At 65.2% G+C, this 18,547-nt stretch carries 19 protein-coding genes; 8 read left to right on the forward strand and 11 right to left on the reverse strand.

Annotated features, from left to right (window positions below; translation table 11 throughout):
* Window positions 1-5: 5 nt before the first annotated feature.
* Genes AC0ZZU_RS12430 through AC0ZZU_RS12440 form a run of 3 tightly spaced genes read right to left on the reverse strand, consistent with a single transcriptional unit; the run spans window position 6 to window position 4,187 of the window.
* Entirely contained in the window at window positions 6-1,070 is a 1,065-nt protein-coding gene (locus tag AC0ZZU_RS12430) for a lipocalin-like domain-containing protein (RefSeq protein ID WP_476341029.1), read from the reverse strand.
* Window positions 1,060-3,522: an ABC transporter permease gene (locus AC0ZZU_RS12435; RefSeq protein WP_476341030.1), complete on the reverse strand. Its 2,463-nt coding sequence runs from the start codon at window positions 3,520-3,522 to the stop codon at window positions 1,060-1,062. The genes AC0ZZU_RS12430 and AC0ZZU_RS12435 overlap by 11 nt, the downstream gene beginning before the upstream one ends.
* Window positions 3,519-4,187, reverse strand: coding sequence for an ABC transporter ATP-binding protein (locus tag AC0ZZU_RS12440; protein WP_476341031.1), 669 nt, complete (start codon window positions 4,185-4,187; stop codon window positions 3,519-3,521). The genes AC0ZZU_RS12435 and AC0ZZU_RS12440 overlap by 4 nt, the downstream gene beginning before the upstream one ends.
* Window positions 4,188-4,394: 207 nt before the next feature.
* Here AC0ZZU_RS12440 and AC0ZZU_RS12445 point away from each other — a divergent pair, with 207 nt between their 5' ends.
* The 3 genes from AC0ZZU_RS12445 to AC0ZZU_RS12455 all read left to right on the forward strand — a co-directional run bounded on the left by AC0ZZU_RS12445 (window position 4,395) and on the right by AC0ZZU_RS12455 (window position 6,641).
* Window positions 4,395-4,682 carry a DUF3303 domain-containing protein gene (locus AC0ZZU_RS12445; RefSeq protein ID WP_476341033.1) on the forward strand — a complete coding sequence of 96 codons (288 nt, stop codon included), beginning with the start codon at window positions 4,395-4,397 and terminating at the stop codon, window positions 4,680-4,682.
* A gap of 241 nt (window positions 4,683-4,923) precedes the next feature.
* Window positions 4,924-5,352 (forward strand): DUF2231 domain-containing protein, encoded by a 429-nt coding sequence (locus AC0ZZU_RS12450; RefSeq protein ID WP_476341035.1) that lies wholly within the window; start codon window positions 4,924-4,926, stop codon window positions 5,350-5,352.
* Window positions 5,349-6,641, forward strand: a complete 1,293-nt coding sequence (locus AC0ZZU_RS12455) for a PQQ-dependent sugar dehydrogenase (protein ID WP_476341036.1) — start codon at window positions 5,349-5,351, stop codon at window positions 6,639-6,641. The genes AC0ZZU_RS12450 and AC0ZZU_RS12455 overlap by 4 nt, the downstream gene beginning before the upstream one ends.
* A gap of 36 nt (window positions 6,642-6,677) precedes the next feature.
* Here AC0ZZU_RS12455 and cydB read toward each other — a convergent pair whose 3' ends face one another.
* The 3 genes from cydB to AC0ZZU_RS12470 are packed head-to-tail and all read right to left on the reverse strand — an operon-like array spanning window position 6,678 to window position 11,396.
* On the reverse strand, window positions 6,678-7,670 hold the full coding sequence (gene cydB, locus AC0ZZU_RS12460) for a cytochrome d ubiquinol oxidase subunit II (protein ID WP_476341037.1): 993 nt from the start codon (window positions 7,668-7,670) through the stop codon (window positions 6,678-6,680).
* Between the two features lie 2 nt (window positions 7,671-7,672).
* Entirely contained in the window at window positions 7,673-9,049 is a 1,377-nt protein-coding gene (locus AC0ZZU_RS12465) for a cytochrome ubiquinol oxidase subunit I (protein ID WP_476341039.1), read from the reverse strand.
* Window positions 9,042-11,396 carry an FdhF/YdeP family oxidoreductase gene (locus AC0ZZU_RS12470; RefSeq protein WP_476341041.1) on the reverse strand — a complete coding sequence of 785 codons (2,355 nt, stop codon included), beginning with the start codon at window positions 11,394-11,396 and terminating at the stop codon, window positions 9,042-9,044. The genes AC0ZZU_RS12465 and AC0ZZU_RS12470 overlap by 8 nt, the downstream gene beginning before the upstream one ends.
* 178 nt (window positions 11,397-11,574) lie before the next feature.
* On the opposite strand from AC0ZZU_RS12470, the gene AC0ZZU_RS12475 reads away from it, so the two are divergent.
* On the forward strand, window positions 11,575-12,468 hold the full coding sequence (locus tag AC0ZZU_RS12475; RefSeq protein ID WP_476341042.1) for a PA4780 family RIO1-like protein kinase: 894 nt from the start codon (window positions 11,575-11,577) through the stop codon (window positions 12,466-12,468).
* 81 nt (window positions 12,469-12,549) lie between these two features.
* Here AC0ZZU_RS12475 and AC0ZZU_RS12480 read toward each other — a convergent pair whose 3' ends face one another.
* Window positions 12,550-13,728 carry an MFS transporter gene (locus tag AC0ZZU_RS12480; protein WP_476341044.1) on the reverse strand — a complete coding sequence of 393 codons (1,179 nt, stop codon included), beginning with the start codon at window positions 13,726-13,728 and terminating at the stop codon, window positions 12,550-12,552.
* Between the two features lie 193 nt (window positions 13,729-13,921).
* Here AC0ZZU_RS12480 and AC0ZZU_RS12485 point away from each other — a divergent pair, with 193 nt between their 5' ends.
* Window positions 13,922-14,368 (forward strand): thiol-disulfide oxidoreductase DCC family protein, encoded by a 447-nt coding sequence (locus tag AC0ZZU_RS12485; RefSeq protein WP_476341046.1) that lies wholly within the window; start codon window positions 13,922-13,924, stop codon window positions 14,366-14,368.
* Window positions 14,369-14,430: 62 nt separating this feature from the next.
* On the forward strand, window positions 14,431-14,823 hold the full coding sequence (locus AC0ZZU_RS12490; RefSeq protein ID WP_476341048.1) for a low affinity iron permease family protein: 393 nt from the start codon (window positions 14,431-14,433) through the stop codon (window positions 14,821-14,823).
* Window positions 14,824-14,857: 34 nt separating this feature from the next.
* On the opposite strand, the gene AC0ZZU_RS12495 is transcribed toward AC0ZZU_RS12490, so the two are convergent.
* From AC0ZZU_RS12495 to AC0ZZU_RS12505, 3 genes are all read right to left on the reverse strand, one after another.
* The gene (locus tag AC0ZZU_RS12495; RefSeq protein WP_476341050.1) at window positions 14,858-15,154 is read right to left on the reverse strand and encodes a hypothetical protein; all 297 of its coding nucleotides are present in this window, start codon (window positions 15,152-15,154) and stop codon (window positions 14,858-14,860) included.
* Between the two features lie 68 nt (window positions 15,155-15,222).
* Window positions 15,223-15,654: an HhH-GDP family DNA glycosylase gene (locus tag AC0ZZU_RS12500; RefSeq protein ID WP_476341051.1), complete on the reverse strand. Its 432-nt coding sequence runs from the start codon at window positions 15,652-15,654 to the stop codon at window positions 15,223-15,225.
* The gene (locus AC0ZZU_RS12505; RefSeq protein WP_476341053.1) at window positions 15,651-16,202 is read right to left on the reverse strand and encodes a hypothetical protein; all 552 of its coding nucleotides are present in this window, start codon (window positions 16,200-16,202) and stop codon (window positions 15,651-15,653) included. The genes AC0ZZU_RS12500 and AC0ZZU_RS12505 overlap by 4 nt, the downstream gene beginning before the upstream one ends.
* 181 nt (window positions 16,203-16,383) lie before the next feature.
* Between AC0ZZU_RS12505 and AC0ZZU_RS12510 the strand changes: the two genes are divergently transcribed.
* Both AC0ZZU_RS12510 and AC0ZZU_RS12515 read left to right on the forward strand, forming a co-directional pair.
* A complete protein-coding gene (locus AC0ZZU_RS12510; protein WP_476341055.1) occupies window positions 16,384-16,776 on the forward strand; it encodes a hypothetical protein in 393 nt (130 codons plus the stop codon).
* An 84-nt stretch (window positions 16,777-16,860) separates the two neighbouring features.
* Window positions 16,861-17,232, forward strand: a complete 372-nt coding sequence (locus AC0ZZU_RS12515; RefSeq protein WP_476341057.1) for a hypothetical protein — start codon at window positions 16,861-16,863, stop codon at window positions 17,230-17,232.
* Between the two features lie 49 nt (window positions 17,233-17,281).
* On the opposite strand, the gene AC0ZZU_RS12520 is transcribed toward AC0ZZU_RS12515, so the two are convergent.
* Window positions 17,282-18,460 (reverse strand): acetyl-CoA C-acetyltransferase, encoded by a 1,179-nt coding sequence (locus AC0ZZU_RS12520; protein WP_476341058.1) that lies wholly within the window; start codon window positions 18,458-18,460, stop codon window positions 17,282-17,284.
* Window positions 18,461-18,547 lie beyond the last annotated feature (87 nt).

Raw genomic sequence — 18,547 nt, forward strand, 5'->3', positions numbered from 1 at the left:
GATTTTCAATAGCCTGTCATTTCCAGGTACCCGATGCCTCCCTCGCTTCCCTTCAACCGTACCGGCCCTTCCCAATACGGATAGCTGGTCTGCATCCAGGCCTTGGGTTCCAGCGCATCGACCTCGATGTCCACGCCATGGTCCGCCACCTGCACACGCCAGCGGGTGGGCACCCGGCGCCCGTTCTGCTGCGTGGTCCAGGCCAGCTCGGTCAGCTGGACCTGTGCTCCCTGGACTGTCCTGGTCTTACCCTCGGCACTGATCCAGGTGCCTGCTCGGTAGGGCTTGCCCTGAGCCTCGCGCACCTGGAACAGCATCAACTTGGCGCCGCTGTCCAGGTGCAGCGAAAACCAGTCCCACCCCTCCTGCCCCGCCGCCAGCGGCTGGCTGCTCCACTCGCGGTCCAGCCAGGCGCGGCCTGTGACGGGGATACGCTGGCCATCACGCTCCACCTCGCCACTGACTTCGTAAAAGGGCTGGCTGTAATAATACGAGGCCTGCCCCTTGCCGGATTTTTCGCTGTAGCCCTGTGCGCCGTGAAGCACCAGAGGGCGAGCGCTGGCGAGCTTCAGGTCGTAGCGAAAGCCCCTGCCGCTCGCGGTCATCCGCAGTTGCCCGAGACTGCCGGCGCCCTGCAGCGACCAGTCATTGATCCAGGCCCGGAACGGCTGGCGGTCGACGCCGGCCTGGCCAATGCCACCACGCGCAAGGGTCTCACTGGCCTGGTGACCGCCCGGACCGGTCAGCGCCGCATGGCCCATCCACAGGTTCGGGCTGTCCCAGCCCGCAGTCTCGGGGCCGGGGCGCAGGGCGGAGCGGAACAAGGTCCACTGCACGCCCCAGTCACGTCCCTCCTCGTCCCTGAGATTGGCAGTGACGTACCACCACTCGATCCGGAACCCATCGTGGGCGCCATGATCACGGGGGAAGACCAATGGGTGACCAGGGGTCACCTGCGCAAAGGCGGCGGCATCCTGCCCCAGGCCAGCGAAACTCCTGGATGAGGGCTCCGGCGGGTCGCAACCGCTGAGCAGCATGGCAAGCAGCAACAGGCAGGCTTCAGGTTTCATCGGCGAATTGCCTCAACAGCTCGCCCGGCTGACGCCGCGCCAGTTGCCACAGCGGCCATGCACTGGCCAGAAAGCTGGTGAATATCCCCAGTACCGCCAGTTGCAGCAGTTGTCCGGGAAAGACGTACAGCGGTAGTCGCCAGCCGAACGCCTGGACGTTGACCACGGCCACCAGGCACCAGGCCAGCACCAATCCCAAGGGGATCGCCAGCAGCACGGTCAGGCTGCTGAGCATCAAGGTCTGGCCGAGCGACAACCAGACCAGCCGTGTGCGGCGCACACCCAGCGCCCAAAGCGGCGCCAGCTGGCCCAACCGGCTCTGGCTCAGCGTCAGCAGGCTGATGAACAATGCGACGCCGGCCACCCCGAGGGTCAGGCTGTTGAGCGCGGCGGTGGCGGCAAAGGTACGGCTGAACACCTCGGTCGACCAGGCTTTCAAGGTGGCCTGCTCCACCACGCGGCTGTCATCCAGGGCGAAGCGCCGTTGCAGTTGTGCCTTGAGGCCCGCGGCAAGCTCAGGTGCCAGGCTGACGCTGACACTGGCGAGCATCGCCTGGGGAGCGTACCGGCGCAGCCAGCCGGCGTTGACCAGCATATGCCCCTTTGGGTTGCCGTAGTCGGCATAGACAGCTGCGACAGTCATGGTTTGCCGGGGCGTGGTAGGCAGCTCGAGGGTATCGCCAACCGCGATGCCCAGACGGCGGGCCATTTGCTCGCTGAGCATCACTGCCTGGCCGTCGGCCAGGCGCTCCCAGGGCTGCGGGCCCTGCTCCAGCAGTGGCCAGTGCGCATGGTAATACGGGTGATCGTCGATGCCCTGCACTTGTACCGGCCAGCCTTGCAAGCGCAGCTCCACGCGCCAGCTTGGCAGTACGGCGGTAATCGACGGTTGCTGCTTCAGCCATTCACTGATGCGCAGGGCCTGCGCGGTATCTCCAGGTGTCACGTAAAGCGCTGCCGACAGGCGCTGGTCGAGCCAGCCAATGAACGTCTTGCGAAAGCCCTCGGTCATGCTGCCCACTCCCACGCTCGCGGCCAGGGCAAGCAGCAACGCCATCAGCGCCAGGCTCAGTGCCGGCAGCTGTTGGCGGCTGTCGGCGATGAACCATTCGGACAATGGCCGGCGACACAAGCAGGCCAGCCCGGCAAGCGTTCCCTCCAGCAATGCCGGCAACAGCAATGCGGCCGCCAGCAGCAGCGCCGCCAGCATGCCGAAGGCGCTGAGCAGGCCGGCCCCGAATCGCCAGCAGGCGAATGCCACCAGCATCAGCAGCCCAGCCAGCAGCGCCTGCCGCTTGAGCCATCGCCCCTGGGCAAGCCGCCATGCCTGGGGTTGTGCGAGGGCGAGCAACGGCAGGCGGGCAGCACGCAGGACACTGCTCACCCCCGCCAGCAGCGCGCCGAGCACGCTCACCCCCAGCCCAGCCAGCCACCACTCGGGCGACAGGTTCAATTGTCCTGCAACCTGGGCACCGTACAAACCACGCAGGCTGGCGGCCACATCGGGCAACAGCAGCCCGGCGAGCAGGTACCCGCTGGCGACGCCCGCCAGGCCGCCCAGCACCGCGAACGCACCCAGTTCGAGCGTAAGGCCGGTCAATACGGTCCTCAGGCGGATGCCGCAGGCGCGCAGGGTGCGGATCAGTGCGCGGCGCTGCTCAAGGGCAAGGCCGATGGCCGCATTGGCGATGAACAAACCGACGACGAAAGCAAGCAGCCCGAGCGCCGTCAGGTTGAGGTGAAAACTGTCGGTCAGACGCTGCAGGTCGCCGTCGTCGCCAAGCGGCTGCAGTCTGAGCCGGGTGGCGATCTCCGCGGGCAGTGTCTTGGCATCGCCGGTGAGCAGCAGGCGTGACAGCAGCGCGGGAGCATTCAGCAGGGCTTGTGCATGACCGATATCCACCACGATCACCCCCGGCGCCAGCTCGGGCTTGAGGACGAAGGGTGGCAGCCGCTCCCCTTCAGTGGTGGTGGCCTGGTCTGCGGCGTTCAGGCCAAGTTGCTGCAGCGTGTCCGGGCTGACCCAGGCCTGACCGGGCGTACCAAGAAACGCCTCCAGGTCGAAAGACTGTGCCTGAGTGCCGGCGACAGCCGTCCCCGGTGGCAGGCTCAGCGGCTCGATCCCGATCAGCCGGACACTGCGCGGCTGTGCCCCGGCCAGGCGCAGGCGGCCCTCCAGCACCGGCGAGACCTGCCAGCCGAGTTGCCGCAGCCTCAGGTACAGTCCCTGCTCGAAGCGTTCCACGCCGCGCGGCACCAGTTGCGCCTGCGCGGGGCCCATGAGTACGGCACTGGCCCGGGCATAGTCGGCGCGCGCCTGGGTGTTGAGCGCCTGCACGCCGGTCCACAGCGCCGTGGCCAGCCATAGTCCCGTGAGAATACTGAAGAACTGCAAGCGGTGGCGCCGCCAGTGACTCATCAGCGCCTGCAGGGTGATTACCAAGGCGCTCATCCGGCGTTCTCATCCTGCACGCGGCCGGCGTGCAAGAAGCATCGTTGTGCCAGCCGTCCCGCCAGGCGCCGGCTGTGGGTCACCATCAGCACACTGCTGCCCGCCTCACCGACCAGTTGCAGCATCAGGTCGAGCACTTCGTCGCTGCTGGCCTCATCAAGGCTGCCGGTGGGTTCATCGGCCAGCACCAGCGTGGGTCTTCCCGCCAGTGCCCGGCCGATGGCAACCCGCTGCTGCTGCCCCCCCGACAGTTGCTCGGGATACCGCTGCAGCAGTGCAGCCAGTCCCAGGCGTTGCGCCAGGTAATCCACCCAACGGGCATCGTGCCGTCCCGCAAGCCTTGCCTGGAACGCCAGGTTGGCGGCCACATTCAGGCTGCTGATCAGGTTGTACTGCTGGAATACCAGCCCGATGCCTTCCCGGCGCCAGCGCGCCAGGGCGGATTCGGAACGGCCGTCGAGAGGGTCGCCATCGATCAGGATGCGTCCGCTGTCGGCGCGGTCCAGGCCTGCCACCAGGTGCAGCAGCGTGCTCTTGCCGCTGCCTGACTCACCCATCAGCGCCAGGCTGCTGCCGCGTTCCAGGCTCAGGTCGACCCCTTGCAGCACCGGGAGCGGACCTTGGACGGTAGTGAACGATTTGTGCAGTTGCTCGACGACCAGCATTGACGGGTTTCCCATTGCAGCAATAGGAGCAGCCTAGCCGGACAGCGCGTCGAATGCGCGGCGCCTTTGATCGACAACTCCGCTCCAATACCGGGAACGCTGCTATTCCTATGGGTTGAAGCCGTTTTCTCAGTCTGCCTGTCTGTGGCCCCGGCGCCACACAGACAGGGCTGTGACCTGGTGCCGGTACCCGATGGGAGGTGCCACATGCTCTTTCTCATTCACTGGACCATTTCCACCGAAAACCGCAATGCCGCCATGGCGCGCTTCATACAGACCGGCGGTGCCCCGCCCCCTGGCTTGAAGGTCCACGGCCGCTGGCACGCCATCGGGCATCACCTTGGCGTCGCGGTGGCCGAGACCGACGACCTGTCCCTGGTGCTCAAATGGGTGCTGGAGTGGAGCGACCTGATGGACATGCAGGTGTACCCGGCGATGACCGACGAGCAGACCGCGCCGTTGCTGCAGGCGGCGCTGAGCCGTGTCTCGACCTGACCCGACACCGCACCATGGTTACTGAGGGAGCAACTGCAATCTGTGGGAGCGGGTTTACCCGCGAACACCGGCAAAGCCGGTGCCAGGCACCGCATCAACTTCTTCGCGGCTAAGGCCGTTCCCACAGGTGCTTCCGGGTCAAGCAATCTCGCTGAACTAAACCCCAGACAACGCGATCCTTTCCTAAGCGCGCAGTCCGCGCGAGCCTCTGGCCCAGAGCCTCTGACGATAAGGAGCCGCCGTGTCCGTTACCGCCCCCCCTCTCTACCGCTGCACGCCAAGCCCGCTTCACGCGATCTTGCTTGCCGGGACCGTACCGCTGTTTCTCGGCGCATTGCTAAGCGACATCGCCTACTTCAAGACCTATCAGATCCAATGGAGCAACTTCGCGTCCTGGCTGATCGCCGGAGGCCTGGTGTTCTGCGGGCTTGCGCTGCTGTTCGCACTGGTCAACCTGGTGCGTGCGGACCGCAAGGCGGGAAGACCGGTGCTCTATTTCCTGCTGTTGCTGGTGACGTGGGCGCTGGGCCTGGTCAACGCCTTCGAGCATGCCAAGGACGCCTGGGCCGCGATGCCATCGGGCCTCGTGCTGTCGGTGATCGTGAGCGTATTGAGCCTCGTAACCGCCTGGACCGGGCTGACCAACCTGCGCTCGGGAGGTGAGCAATGAAATATCCAAGCACACTGACCGCCCTGAGCATCGCGCTGCTGCTGGGCGGATGTGGCGGCGAGGCGGACAGCACCCAGGCCCGCGGCCCGGACCCGAAACTGCCCGAGCCGCAACGCAGCCTGCTGCCGAGCATGAAGATCGCCGAACCCGCGCAATGGGGCGACCAGAAGCCCACGGTGCCAGACGGCTACAACGTCACCGCGATCGCAACGGACCTGAGGATCCCACGGCAGACCCTGGTATTGCCCAATGGCGATATCCTGGTAGCCGAGGGCCGAGGCGGCAACGCTGCGAAACTCAAGCCCAAGGATGTCATCGCCGGCTACATCAAGTCCCAGGGCAATACCAAGGTCAAGGGTGGCAACCGCCTGACCCTGCTGCGCGACGCCGATGGCGATGGGACCTACGAGGTGAAGGAAGTCTTCGCCGAAAACCTCAATGCGCCGTACGGCCTGGCCTTTGCCAACGGCAAGGTCTACGTGGCCAACCAGGACGCGCTGGTCCGCTTCGACTACCAGGACGGCCAGACCAAGGCCGGCGGGCCGCCCGTCACGGTCACCGAGCTGCCTTCGGAGATCAACCACCACTGGACCAAATCGCTGACCGTCAGCCCTGACGGCCGCTTCCTGTACGTGGGTATCGGCTCGAACAGCAATATCACCGAACGTGGCATGGAGGTCGAGATCGACCGCGCGCTGGTCTGGCAGATCGATGCCGAAACGGGTGCCCACAAGCCGTATGCAACGGGCTTGCGCAACCCGACGGCGCTGACCATCCAGCCAGACTCGGGCCAGCTGTGGGCCGTGGTCAATGAACGCGACGAGCTCGGGCCTGACCTGGTGCCGGACTACCTGACCTCTGTGCGTGAAGGCGAGTTCTACGGCTGGCCCTATAGCTACTGGGGCCAGAACGTCGACCCACGCGCGCAGCCGCAGAATCCTGAAAAGGTGGCCGCCGCGATCAAGCCGGACTACAGCCTTGGCTCTCACGTCGCTGCGCTGGGCGTCGACTTCTCGATCCCGGCGATGGGCGAACAGTTCGCCCAGGGCGTGTTCGTGGGCGAGCACGGCAGCTGGAACCGGGAAAACCCGGTGGGGTACAAGGTGATCTTCGTGCCGTTCAGCGATGGCCGCCCGGCGGGCGAGCCGGTCGACTTCGCCACAGGCTTCCGTGGCTCCGATGGCAAGACGCGCGGTCGGCCAGTAGGGGTAACCGTCGATCCGAAGGGTGCGCTGATCATTGCGGACGATCTTGCCAACACCATCTGGCGAGTGACACGTAACCAATAGGCCTGTTTGCCATGGGGCGCCCCTGCCCCATGGCTTCTACCGTTTCGGCGGCCGGATCTTGCCGGCGAATACCCGGAAACCCAGCGTGTTGTAGGCCAGCGTCACCGGGACGATGACCGCAAACCCCACCAGCATGAACACCTGGGTCGATGAGGACGACGCGGCCTGGGTCAACGTCACGCTCGGCGGCACGATCAGCGGGAAGATCTGCATCAGCATCACTGCGAATGCCACTACCACTACGCCCAGTGCCGAGAACAGCGGCAAGTAATGGCGCGAGCTGCGAAAGCCCACCCAGAAGCCTGCGAGCAGGACGACCACCGCGAGCCCGGCGGGTCCAGCTATCCAGGGGTGTGACAGATGCTGTACGTAGCGCTCGTCAAGGGTCAGGCTCCAGCCCAGCACACCTGCCAGCAGCGTCATCGCCACCACCGCCAGAGCCTTTGCCTGGCCTCCCGAGCGCCGGTGCAGGTCTCCCTCCGTACGCCAATACAGCCAGCAGGCACCTAGCCACAGATAGCCTGCGACCAGCGCCAGTCCGCAGAACAACGGAAACGGCCCCAGCCATTCCCAGCCGCTGCCGCTGTACTGACCGTCGGTATGCGGCACGCCCTGCACCAGCGTGCCCAGCGCCAACCCCTGGCAGAACGTGGCGATCAGCGAGCCGGCCAGCAGCACTGCATCGGCCAGGTCCTTGCGTGACAGGTACTCACGAAATTCCAGCGCGACCGCGCGCAGGATCAGCGCCATGAACATCAGCAGGAAAGGCACATACAGCGCGGGCAGCAAGGTCGCGTAGGCCAGCGGAAACAGCGCAAGCAGCCCTCCTCCTCCCAGTACCAGCCAGGTTTCGTTGGCGTCCCAGATCGGCAGGATCGACAGCACCATCACCTCTCGGTCCTGGGCACGATGGTTGGCCCCCATGAGCATGCCCACGCCCAGGTCGGTGCCATCGAGCAGCACATAGGTCAGCACCGAGAACGCCAGGGCGCCCGCACCGAGCAAGGTGAGCCAGTCGACGCCGAACATGGTCAGTTGTCCTCGCTCAGGCCCGGTTTCGGGCCGGGTTCCCCCGCGCGGGGCGGTTGACGCAACAGGCGTAGCAGCACCCACAGTCCAACGCCGAACACCAGCGTGTAGAACACGAGAATCGCCACTGTCGCCCAGACCACGTTATGCGCCGACACCGGCGAGACACTGTCGGCGGTGCGCAGCAGACCCTGGATGGTGAAAGGCTGGCGGCCGACCTCGGTGACTACCCAGCCGCCGAGCATGGCCAGGAAACCCGCGGGCGCCAGGATGACACTCACGTGTTGCAGCCAGCGGGCCTGCACCAGGCGCCCGCGCCATCGCAGCACCAGGCTGGCGACCCCCTGGGCCGCCATGAGCACACCGAGGCCGACCATCACGCGGAACGCGAAGAAGACGATCGGCACCGGCGGCAAGTCGGCTGGGGCAAACTCGTCCAGCGCGCGGATGGTGCCGCTCAGGTCGTGGGTCAGGTAGAGCGAGCCGATGCGAGGAATGGCCACTTCGAAGTGGTTGCGTTGCTCGCTCATGTCCGGCACGGCGAACAGCCGCATTGGCTCCCCGGCGCCTTCCGCCGGGCGATGCCAGGAGCCTTCGATGGCCGCTATCTTGATCGGCTGCACCTCGAGCGTGTGCTGGCCATGCAGGTCGCCCACGACGATCTGCAGCGGGGCCAGCACGGCGATCGTCCACAGGGCCATCGAATACTGCAGCCGTGCCCGTGGATTGCCAGGCTCGCGCAACAGTTGGCAGGCGCCTGTACCGGCAACCATGGTCGCGCTGCCCATCAGCGCGGCAATGATCATGTGCGCCAGGCGGTAGGGAAAAGAGGGGTTGAACACGATGGCCCACCAGTCCTCGGCAATGAACCGGCCGTTCGCATCGATCGAGTAGCCGGCGGGCGTGTGCATCCAGGAATTGGCCGAGAGAATCCAGAAAGCACTGACCAAGGCCCCGAACGCGACGGCGCAGGTCGCCAGGAAATGCAAACGCGGCCCGACCTTTTTCATACCGAACAACATGATCCCGAGAAATCCCGCCTCAAGAAAGAACGCCACCATCACTTCGTAGAACATCAGTGGTCCGATGATGCCCCCAGCCTGCGCCGACAGGCGCGACCAGTTGAGACCGAACTGGTATTCCATCACCAGCCCCGACGCAGTGCCCACCGCGACTGTCAGCGCAAACACCTTGAGCCAGAAGTGGTAGACGTCCAGGTAGACCTGGCGTTTGCGCCACAGCCACAGCGCCTCGAGCACCATCAGGCCTTGCGCAAGCCCGATGCTGAATGCCGCCAGCACGATGTGAAAACTGATCGTTATGGCAAATTGCGCACGAGCGGCCAACAGTGCCGCGGCGGCGTCGCTGTATTCAACCAACCTGGTCGCCCGCCGGTACTGCGTGCTTGAGGTCGTCCGCCGACGGGCGCGACCGGTGCAGGGTGACCGGGATGGATTTGGCGGCCGGCACCTTGCTGCGTTCGGCGTGGTGCCACAGGGGGACCAGCGGGTTGCATTCCGGGTAGTAGGCTGCGGCGCAGCCCTCCGGAATGTCATAGGCGATGATTTGCAGGGGCCCTACCTGACGCCGCACCTGCGGCTCGATGGCCGTGCGCACGTCGACCCAGTCGCCCGGCGCAAACCCCAGGCGGATCACGTCGCTGCGGTTGAGAAACACCACGCTGCGCGTGCCATGCACGCCGCGAAAGCGGTCATCGTAGCCGTACACGGTGGTGTTGAACTGGTCGTTGCTGCGCAGCGTCATCAATTGCAGGACATCACGCCGGTCGGGATCCACTGTGACATCGTCGTCCTCATCGAGCTTGCCTGGCGCAACGAATTGCGCCTTGCCGGACTCGGTCTTGAACTTCCGTTCACTGGCGGCAATCGGGCGATGGAAGCCACCGGGCTCCCACATGCGGGTCTCCATGTCGTGAAAGATCTCGGGGTAGACCTGGCTGATCGCCGAGCGGATCAGCGCGTAGTCGTGCCGCCAGGCATCCCAGGGAATCTGGCACGGCCCCTTGAGCGTGGCCTCGGCCAGCCCGGCGATGATCGCCACCTCGGAGCGAAGCTGATCACCGGCCGGCTCGCTGGTACCCTTCCAGGCGCGGATGCAGCCGGTGCTGTCCTCTGTGCTGTAGGTCTGTGCATGGCCGTCCTGGCGGTCGATCTCGATACGTCCGAGGCACGGCAAGAGCCAGGCCTTGCGTCCCGCAACGAGGTGGGTACGGTTCAGCTTGGTGGCAACTTGCACATTCAACGCCAGGCCAGACCAGGCCGGCTCCATGCGATCGGTATCCGGCACGGCGCGCAGGAAGTTGCCTCCCAGCCCGATGAAGGCCTTGACGCTGCCATCGAGGATGCCCTCGCAGGTCTCCACCGTCGCACGGCCCTTCTGCTCGGGAACCTTGAAGCCGAACAGCGCTTCGATCTTGTCCCCCGGCACCTTTGCCGGGTCTTCGGTGATGCCTACCGTGCGCTGCCCCTGCACGTTGGAATGGCCGCGCACCGGGCAGATACCTGCCCCAGGCTTGCCGATGTTGCCGCGCAGCAGCAGGAGGTTCACCAGCATCTGCACGTTTTCCACGCCATGACGGTGCTGGGTCATGCCCATGCCGTAGATCACCATGACCCTTCCGCTGCGCGCGTACACGGTGGCAGCTGCTTCCATCGCAGCGCGCCCAAGGCCCGAGCGGTGCTCGAGCGTGTCCCAGGAATACCGCTCGACCTCGCTGACGAAGCGTTCGAAGCCATGGGTGTGCTCGGCGATGAAGGCGTGGTCGAGGATGGCCGGCGTGCCATCTGCCGTCGCCTGGCGATCCATCTCCAGCAGCGACTTGGCGATACCCATGACGGCCGCCAGGTCGCCGCCGATCGCCACCTGGTGATACTGAGTACTGACGACGGTGGAGGCCGGACCGATCATCTCGCGCGGTGATTGCGGGTTGACGAAGCGTTCCAGGCCGCGCTCGCGCAACGGGTTGAACGTGATGACCGGTACCTTCCGCTTGCGCGCTTCCTGCAACGGGTGAAGCATGCGCGGGCTGTTGCTGCCCACGTTCTGGCCAAAGAAGAAGATGCAGTCGGTGTGCTCGAAATCGGCCAGGGTGACAGTGCCGACGGGGACCCCGATACTCTCCTGCAGCCCCACCGAAGTGCTCTCGTGGCACATGTTCGAGCTGTCCGGCAGGTTGTTGGTGCCATAGGCACGGGCGAACAGCTGGTACATGAACGAGGCTTCCAACGACGCACGGCCGGAGGCGTAGAACACCACCTCTTCAGGCCGCAGCGCACGAAGCTCGCGGCCGATTTCCTGGTAGGCCTCGCGCCACTCGGTGACACGGTAACGGTCGGTAGCCGGGTCGTAGCGCAGCGGGTGCGTGAGGCGGCCATGCTGCTCCAGGTCGTAGTCGCTCCAGCTGCGCAGCTCGGCAAGCGTGTGACGGGCAAAAAAATCCGGGGTGGTGCGCAGGCTGGTCAGCTCCCACGCCGTGGCCTTGGCCCCGTTCTCGCAGAACTCCAGTGCATGGGGATGGCCCGGCTTGGCCCACGCACAGCTGACGCAGGCAAAGCCGTCGGGTTTGTTCTGGTGCAGCAGGGCCCTGGGCGCCTTGGCCAGCGCCTGTTCCCGCCAGAGAATGGTCATGACCGAATGCGCCGACCCCCATCCCCCGCTGGCCGAAAGATAGGGCTTGAAACGCGCCTTCGGGTGAAGGAGTTGCATGGGGTGCTCGCTTTGGCCAGGCCACGGTGGATGTGTCTAGATATTTCGAGATGACCGTTCAGGGAAAGTTCAGGGTCTTTGTTGCATCCTGGCCGAGCAAGTCTCATCAGTCTGTGAGACGATGGCCGGCCCCGTGCAACCCGTGTGTTGGCAAGACAGGACCCAAAGCAAAGAAACGATGAAGACTCCAAAACGGATTGAACCGCTGATTGAAGATGGGCTGGTCGACGAAGTGCTCCGGCCCTTGATGAGTGGCAAGGAAGCGGCTGTCTACGTGGTGCGCTGCGGGGCCGAGGTGCGTTGCGCCAAGGTCTACAAAGAGGCCAACAAACGCAGTTTCCGCCAGGCCGCCGAGTACCAGGAAGGCCGCAAGGTGCGCAACAGTCGCCAGGCCCGGGCCATGTCCAAGGGCTCCAAGTATGGCCGCAAGGAGGCCGAGGATGCCTGGCAGAACGCCGAAGTGGCAGCGCTGTTCCGCCTGGCCGGGGCTGGCGTTCGGGTGCCCAAGCCCTACGATTTCCAGGACGGCGTGCTGCTGATGGAGCTGGTGGTGGACGCCGACGGCGACGCCGCGCCGCGTCTGAACGACGTGCATCTCGAGCCCGAGCAGGCCCTTGAGTATCACGACTTCGTCATCCGCCAGATCGTGCTGATGCTGTGTACCGGACTGGTGCATGGCGACCTGTCGGAGTTCAACGTACTGCTCGGCCCCGACGGCCCGGTGATCATCGACCTGCCCCAGGCCGTGGACGCAGCCGGCAACAACCACGCGTTCAGCATGCTGGAGCGGGATGTAGGCAACATGAGCGGTTATTTCGGCCGCTTCGCGCCCGAGCTGAAGGCCACCCGCTACGCGCGCGAAATGTGGTCGCTCTACGAGGCCGGCGAACTGCGTGCCGATAGCCCATTGACCGGCGAGTTCGCCGATGACGACCACGACGCCGACGTCGGTGGCGTCCTCCGCGAAATCGATGCCGCCCGTCTCGACGACGCCCGCCGCCGCGCCGCCCGCGAAGACGCCGAGCGCGGCCCGGTGAAGGGCGAAGAGCCACCGCCGCCCTGGATGCAATAAGCGTCAGGATGCCTGAAATGCAAACCCGGGCTGCGCCCGGGTTTGCGGGGGTCTGCGCTCTGGCAAGCCCCTCCTACAGGTTCAGGCGCAAGACCTGGCCATCCTCCCCGCCATCACCGGCCGCACCAGGCTCAGCACGCCCAGCAGCGCCATCCCGGCGCCCACCCACAACGGGGCGCGCAGGCCGTAACCTGCATCGATCGCGCTGCCGCCGGCCCAACTGCCCAGGGCCAGCCCTGCGGTGATCACCGAGGTGTGCAGGGCATTGACCAGCGCACCCGGCTCGGCCGCTTTCATCACGCGGGCGACCATCGCGGGGTTCAGCGCCACTCCAGTCAGACCCAAAGCCATGAAGCAGCCGAGGCTCAGCCAGTGCTGCTCGCCCGACAGCGCGAAGCCCGCCAGAGCAAGTACCATCACGGTGAGCCCCCAGCCGAGGGCAGAGAGCGTATGACGATCAGCGATGCGCCCCACGACCATGTTGCCCAGCACGTTGGCCACGCCGTACAGCGCCAGCAGGGGCGCGACCTGGGCGGGGGCTATGCCGACCTCCTCGATGAGAATCGGGGTGCAGTAGCTGAAGGCTGCGAAGGTCGCGCCAATGATCAAGCCGCTGGTGAGGTAGGCGGCCCACAGGCTGCGGTTGCGCAACGCGATCCATTGCCGCGCGAGCGCAGGTTCGCTGCCCGCCTCGGCCTTGGGTAGACGGCTGGCGACCAGCGCGGTGCAGACCAGAGCCAGCACCACCACCAACCACGCGCTGGCACGCCAGCCATGATGCTGCTCGACCCAGGCCGCCATCGGCACACCGGCCACCGGCGAAAGCATCAAGCCGGCCAGGACCACCGCTATCGCCCTGCCCCGCTGCTCGGTCGGCACCAGCCCGGCACAGAGGGTCATGCAGAGACCAATACAGGCCGCGCTGGACACCCCCATGAGAATCCGCGCCAGTACCAGCACGGTGTAGGTCGGCGCGGCGGCGGCCAATGCACCCGACGCGACATATACTGCCAGCAGCCCGACCAGTGCGCGTTTGTTGCTGATGCCGCGGGAGAGCAGCAGCACAGTGACAGGCGGGCCTCCCAGCGCCATGCCCAAGGCATAGAACGCAATCAGGTTGCCCACCTGTGCAAGGCTCACCGAAAACGCCTCGGCCAGGGCGGGCATCATGCCCGCAACCATGAATTCGGCGGTCACCAGCGAAAAAATGGTCAACCCCAGCAGGTAGACGGTAGGGGGCAGTGTAGAGCGGTCAGTCATGGGTAACTCAGGCAGGATAATGGTCGGCCACCCTAGGGAATCTTGAACCAATGGTCAAATAACCCTTGGGCATAGTGTCAGGTGTTCAAGAACCGCGTGAAGGGCAATGCGAATGAATCTATGGCCGCCAGGTGCTTTCTGATGACTGCCAGGGGCTGCATTCTGCGCTGCCTCGGACTTGGAGATGCGAATCATGCGTGACCAGGCACCGGTGATGGCACCAGGCGAGACAGCGGTGCTGTTCGATGGCACCTGCAAGCTGTGCAACGGCTGGGCGAACTTCATCATCCGCCACGACACCCGGCGACGCATCCGCCTGGCCACCGTGCAGTCGCCCGAAGGCCAGGCACTGCTGGGCTGGGCGGGCCTGCCGCAGGACCGGTTCAACACCATCGTACTGGTCGAAGGCAATGACGTGTTCACCCGCTCGGATGCGATGTTCGAGATTTTCTCTCGCCTGTCGCCAGCCTGGCGCTTGCTGAACATTGCCAAGCTCGTACCAAGGGTCGCGCGTGACTGGATGTACGACAGGATTGCCTTGAATCGCTACAAGCTGTTCGGACGCTTTGACTCGTGCGTGGAACCGCGCGCCGATCACCCGCAGCGTTTTCTGCGGGGGCTCGGCCTGTCCAAGTTGTAAAAAAGAATTTCACCGCTTCACCGAGGTCTACCGATCAGGTAAACCGCAGAGGAAAACGTGCAATGAGATTCGCCAAGTTCTGCCAGACGCTGTCCGACAAGGCCGGGCACCCACGGACTTTCCAGGTCGCCTTGGGGCTGATCGTCCTGTGGGCGGCCACGGGACCCTACTTCCATTACAACGACACCTGGCAGCTGATCATCAACACCTCGACGACCATCGTCACCTTTCTCATGGTGTTCCTGATCCAGAACACGCAGAACCGCGACAACGACATTCTTCACCTCAAGCTGGACGAACTTATCCGTGCCTCCAAGTCCGCGCAGAATTCGGTCCTGTCGCTCGAAGACCTGGAAAGCAAGCAGTTGCGGGAAATGCGCAAGGCGTACAGGAAGCTCGGAAACGCCGAAGGTAGTGAGCACTGGGAAAATGCTCCCGGTGGTGAACAGAAGTAGCGCGGCGCCATCCCAGCGGGGTGGCGCTCCAGAACTAGTCTTTCAGCAGCTCCTCCAGATCGAGGGTAAACCGCTGTGCCTGGGCATGCTCCAGCGCCCCTATCCGGTCGAGGCGTAGCAGATCCGTGATCAACGCATCCGCCGCCGGGGCGCCGAATTCACGAAACGCAGCGGTTTTCATCAATAACACTTCAGCGACCAGATCCGCATCTTTCAAGTCCTCGCCGGCAACTACGCGGGACAGCCGCGCGAGCCATTTGCCGATCGGCGGATGCTGCTTGCGCAAGGTCGAGAGGGCGTGGCGCTGCTGGTCATTCAACGGTAGTGGCATGGGTACCTCCTGAAACTTCATTCAGGCAATAGACCGCTCCACTGTGCCAATGATCACATCCATCTCTCTCACCCAAGGACGCTTGCCGCCTCACGCATGAAGATCTCCGCCGTCTTGGGCCCGATGCCGTCGAAGGCCAGCAGACGCCGCTCGAACGCCTCGGCGCTTGCCGTGACCGCGCGCATAAAGCCCAGGCTGCCCTGGTAATCCTGCTCGAGTGTCTGGGCCAGCGCATGCAGGCGCCGGGCGGTGGACTCGTCATAGCGGGCATATCCGGCCTCCCCCAGCATCCGCACCAGCTCCCGATGCGGTCGCTGCGCAAGCTTGCGTGGCGTATCGCAGCCACCGCGCTCCACGATCACCTGGTGCGCCCTGACCGCCGTCGCGGCGCGGATGCGTTTGCCCATCAGAAAGCTCGCGACCAGCCAGCTGAACAGTGCCGCCTCGCCGCCGCTTTCAAGGTCGATGCCAAGGTCGTGCGCAGTCACGCTGGAGCTCACGTCGCCGTCCCTCGCCCGCGCTCCCAGCCCAGGAAACGTGCAATAGCGGCCCGGTACGGCGTCTGTATCTGCAGAGGCACCTGTTCTATATAGCGCCTGGCATGCTCCAGGGTTTCACCCTGCAGGCTGCCCAGATAGCCCAGCACATCACGCTCGCTCGGCACGCGGTTTTCAATATCGTCGAAGCGTGGTGGCAAGGCAGTCCAGACCAGCGCGTCCAGTCCGCTGGCCAACGCCCACTCGCACAGCGCCCCCGTGGCGTCGGGGCTGACGATCAGCGAGCCGATGCCGTCACTGCGGTGGTCTGGAATCTGCTCCCGCTCCTTCAGCATTGCACAGGCCGATCCCAGGTCATCCACTTCAAGCGGTGCCCAGAACACTGGCACCGGCGATGCATTGACGCAGATGGCCGTGGCCAGCTCTCCACCATCGCCCACCCTGCAGAACTCGATGGCAAGCTTGGGGCCATCCTCCCGCCAAGGCCCCGCAAGGCGCAGCGGCCCCGGTTTCCAGAGCAATGACCCCCATCCTAGACAGCCTATTTTCATGGCACCCTCGCCTGGTCTGTTTATGGACAGTCGTGAGGTTTGACGGACCGGGCAGGCACGGGTTCAGTTGCAGGCGCCAGCGGCCCGCCGCGCCGTCGATATGACCGCCTGTCGCACACAGGGCACCCGACGCCCGATGGCGCAGCCCAATGCATGACTCATCTCACCAAGGAGATTCACCATGAAGAAGATCAGACCTCTGCATCTTGCCTTTGCCTTGTGCCTGGGCGCGGCAGCGCCGCTGACCTTTGCGGCCGGTGATCCTACCGGGCCCGGAGCGGCCAACGAGACCCAGAACGGCAGCAGCACCTCCACCGGAACCATGAACGGCTCCAACAGCGGCCCTAGTGGGACCGGCACTGGCAGCGGACCGGGGACTGGGCCCGCGGCGGGCAATAGCGGCGAAGGTGCTGGTACCGGCACCGGCGCAGGTACCGGCACGGGCTCGGGTACCGGCGGCGCGGGTACGGGCAACAGCGGCGGCATGGACGGTTCAGGTGGCAGCGGCGGTGCAGGTAGCGGCGGCGCAGGCGGCGGTGCAGGTGGTAGCGGCGGCAGCGGTGGCGGTAGCTGATCGTCCAGGCATGCTGAACTGCTCCCAGGGGCGAGCCTGCACTACGCCCCTGGGAGTTAACCGTGATCCAGCAGGAGACCACTCATGAACAGCAGGATCCGAACCTCTGTAGCCTTGGCGCTGTGCCTGGGGCTCGCCGCACCCTTCGCCATGGCCGATACCGACATGGATGGCACCGGTCATAGCAATTCACCGGAGGCCGGCCAGGTGCCGGGTAACGCCAACGCCCCTGAGGAAGGCGCCAACGCTGGCGATGGCAGTGGCTCCGACACCCGCGCCAGTCCTGGCAAGGGCGGTGGCGAAAGCCGAGGCGGCAAGGGCGGCAATGATACCAGCGCCACAGGCGGCGACGGCACCGACCGCTCGCCCGGCAAGACCATGAACGGCACCGGCACTTCTGGCGAGACCGGCAGCAATGGTCCTAGCGACATGAACGGCGGTGCAGGCGGCGGCTAGGTTTGTACCGATCGTCTCCTGTGCATAGCACTCGACTGGCAGCCTTCCATCAGCGTTCGATAGCCAGTGCCACGCCTTGGCCGCCACCGATGCAAAGGGTTGCCAGGCCCTTGCGTGCATCGCGCCTGGTCATCTCGTGCAATAACGTCACCAGCACGCGACATCCCGATGCGCCAATCGGATGCCCCAGGGCGATTGCGCCGCCATTGACGTTCACCCGCCCGCTGTCCCAGCCCAGTTCCTGTCCCACGGCAAGCGCCTGGGCCGCGAAGGCTTCGTTTGCCTCGACCAGATCAAGCTCATCGAATTCCCAGCCCGCCTTGTCCAGGCACCGGCGCGTAGCGGCCACCGGACCGATACCCATCACCGCCGGGTCCACACCCGCGCTGGCGTAGGCCTTGATCGTGCCCAGTACAGGCAAGCCCAGGGCCTTGGCCTTGTCGGCACTCATCAGCAGCACAGCAGCCGCACCGTCGTTCAGCGTCGAGGCATTACCGGCAGTCACACTGCCCTCTTTGCTGAATGCCGCCCGCAGCTTGCCCAGCGATTCGACGCTGGTCCCGGCGCGCGGCTGCTCGTCGGTGTCGAAGACCATCGGTTCGCCCTTGCGCTGGGGAATGCTGATCGGGGTGATCTCGTCCTTGAAGCGTCCGGACTCGATCGCAGCCAAGGCCTTGCGCTGGGACTCGCTGGCGAAAGCATCCTGCGCCTGGCGGCTGATGTCGTACTGAGCAGCCAGGTTCTCGGCCGTGATACCCATATGGTAGTCATTGAAGGCATCCCACAGGCCATCGCTGATCATCGTGTCGACCAACTGGCCATGTCCCATGCGCAACCCGGTGCGCGCAGCAGGCATGACATAGGGCGCCAGGCTCATGTTTTCCTGCCCGCCGGCAACGATCACTTCGGCGTCGCCGCAGCGGATCGCCTGGACGCCCAGGTGCACCGCCTTCAGGCCGGAGCCGCAGACCTTGTTCAAGGTGAGCGCGGAGACGGCGTAAGGCAGGCCCGCCTTGATGGCGGCTTGCCGCGCCGGGTTCTGGCCGGCACCCGCCGTCAGGACCTGGCCAAGGATCACCTCGTCCACCTCGCCAGGTGCGATGCCCGTCTGATCCAGCAGGCGCTTGATCACGGCCGCCCCCAGCTCAACAGCGGGCATGCCGGCCAGTGCGCCCTGGAAACTGCCAATGGCGGTACGGGTCGCGGCGACGACAACGACGTCTTTCATGCGGTGTTCTCCCTGAGGATGGATAGCGATCGTGTCGGCCAGCATCGGTGCTGCATGCTGATTTGGGAAGTTTGTTTTTCTTCGACA

The sequence above is a fragment of the Pseudomonas sp. JE3303 genome (assembly GCF_056312565.1).

Bases quoted from the DNA above. Each gene is read 5' to 3' on its own strand.
- AC0ZZU_RS12495 (WP_476341050.1), bottom strand. From the start codon at position 15,154: ATGCCACTACCGTTGAATGACCAGCAGCGCCACGCCCTCTCGACCTTG.
- AC0ZZU_RS12505 (WP_476341053.1), bottom strand. From the start codon at position 16,202: ATGAAAATAGGCTGTCTAGGATGGGGGTCATTGCTCTGGAAACCGGGG.
- AC0ZZU_RS12490 (WP_476341048.1), top strand. From the start codon at position 14,431: ATGAGATTCGCCAAGTTCTGCCAGACGCTGTCCGACAAGGCCGGGCAC.
- AC0ZZU_RS12515 (WP_476341057.1), top strand. From the start codon at position 16,861: ATGAACAGCAGGATCCGAACCTCTGTAGCCTTGGCGCTGTGCCTGGGG.
- AC0ZZU_RS12510 (WP_476341055.1), top strand. From the start codon at position 16,384: ATGAAGAAGATCAGACCTCTGCATCTTGCCTTTGCCTTGTGCCTGGGC.
- AC0ZZU_RS12520 (WP_476341058.1), bottom strand. From the start codon at position 18,460: ATGAAAGACGTCGTTGTCGTCGCCGCGACCCGTACCGCCATTGGCAGT.
- AC0ZZU_RS12445 (WP_476341033.1), top strand. From the start codon at position 4,395: ATGCTCTTTCTCATTCACTGGACCATTTCCACCGAAAACCGCAATGCC.
- AC0ZZU_RS12455 (WP_476341036.1), top strand. From the start codon at position 5,349: ATGAAATATCCAAGCACACTGACCGCCCTGAGCATCGCGCTGCTGCTG.
- AC0ZZU_RS12430 (WP_476341029.1), bottom strand. From the start codon at position 1,070: ATGAAACCTGAAGCCTGCCTGTTGCTGCTTGCCATGCTGCTCAGCGGT.
- cydB (WP_476341037.1), bottom strand. From the start codon at position 7,670: ATGTTCGGCGTCGACTGGCTCACCTTGCTCGGTGCGGGCGCCCTGGCG.
- AC0ZZU_RS12440 (WP_476341031.1), bottom strand. From the start codon at position 4,187: ATGCTGGTCGTCGAGCAACTGCACAAATCGTTCACTACCGTCCAAGGT.
- AC0ZZU_RS12480 (WP_476341044.1), bottom strand. From the start codon at position 13,728: ATGACTGACCGCTCTACACTGCCCCCTACCGTCTACCTGCTGGGGTTG.
- AC0ZZU_RS12485 (WP_476341046.1), top strand. From the start codon at position 13,922: ATGCGTGACCAGGCACCGGTGATGGCACCAGGCGAGACAGCGGTGCTG.
- AC0ZZU_RS12470 (WP_476341041.1), bottom strand. From the start codon at position 11,396: ATGCAACTCCTTCACCCGAAGGCGCGTTTCAAGCCCTATCTTTCGGCC.
- AC0ZZU_RS12435 (WP_476341030.1), bottom strand. From the start codon at position 3,522: ATGAGCGCCTTGGTAATCACCCTGCAGGCGCTGATGAGTCACTGGCGG.
- AC0ZZU_RS12475 (WP_476341042.1), top strand. From the start codon at position 11,575: ATGAAGACTCCAAAACGGATTGAACCGCTGATTGAAGATGGGCTGGTC.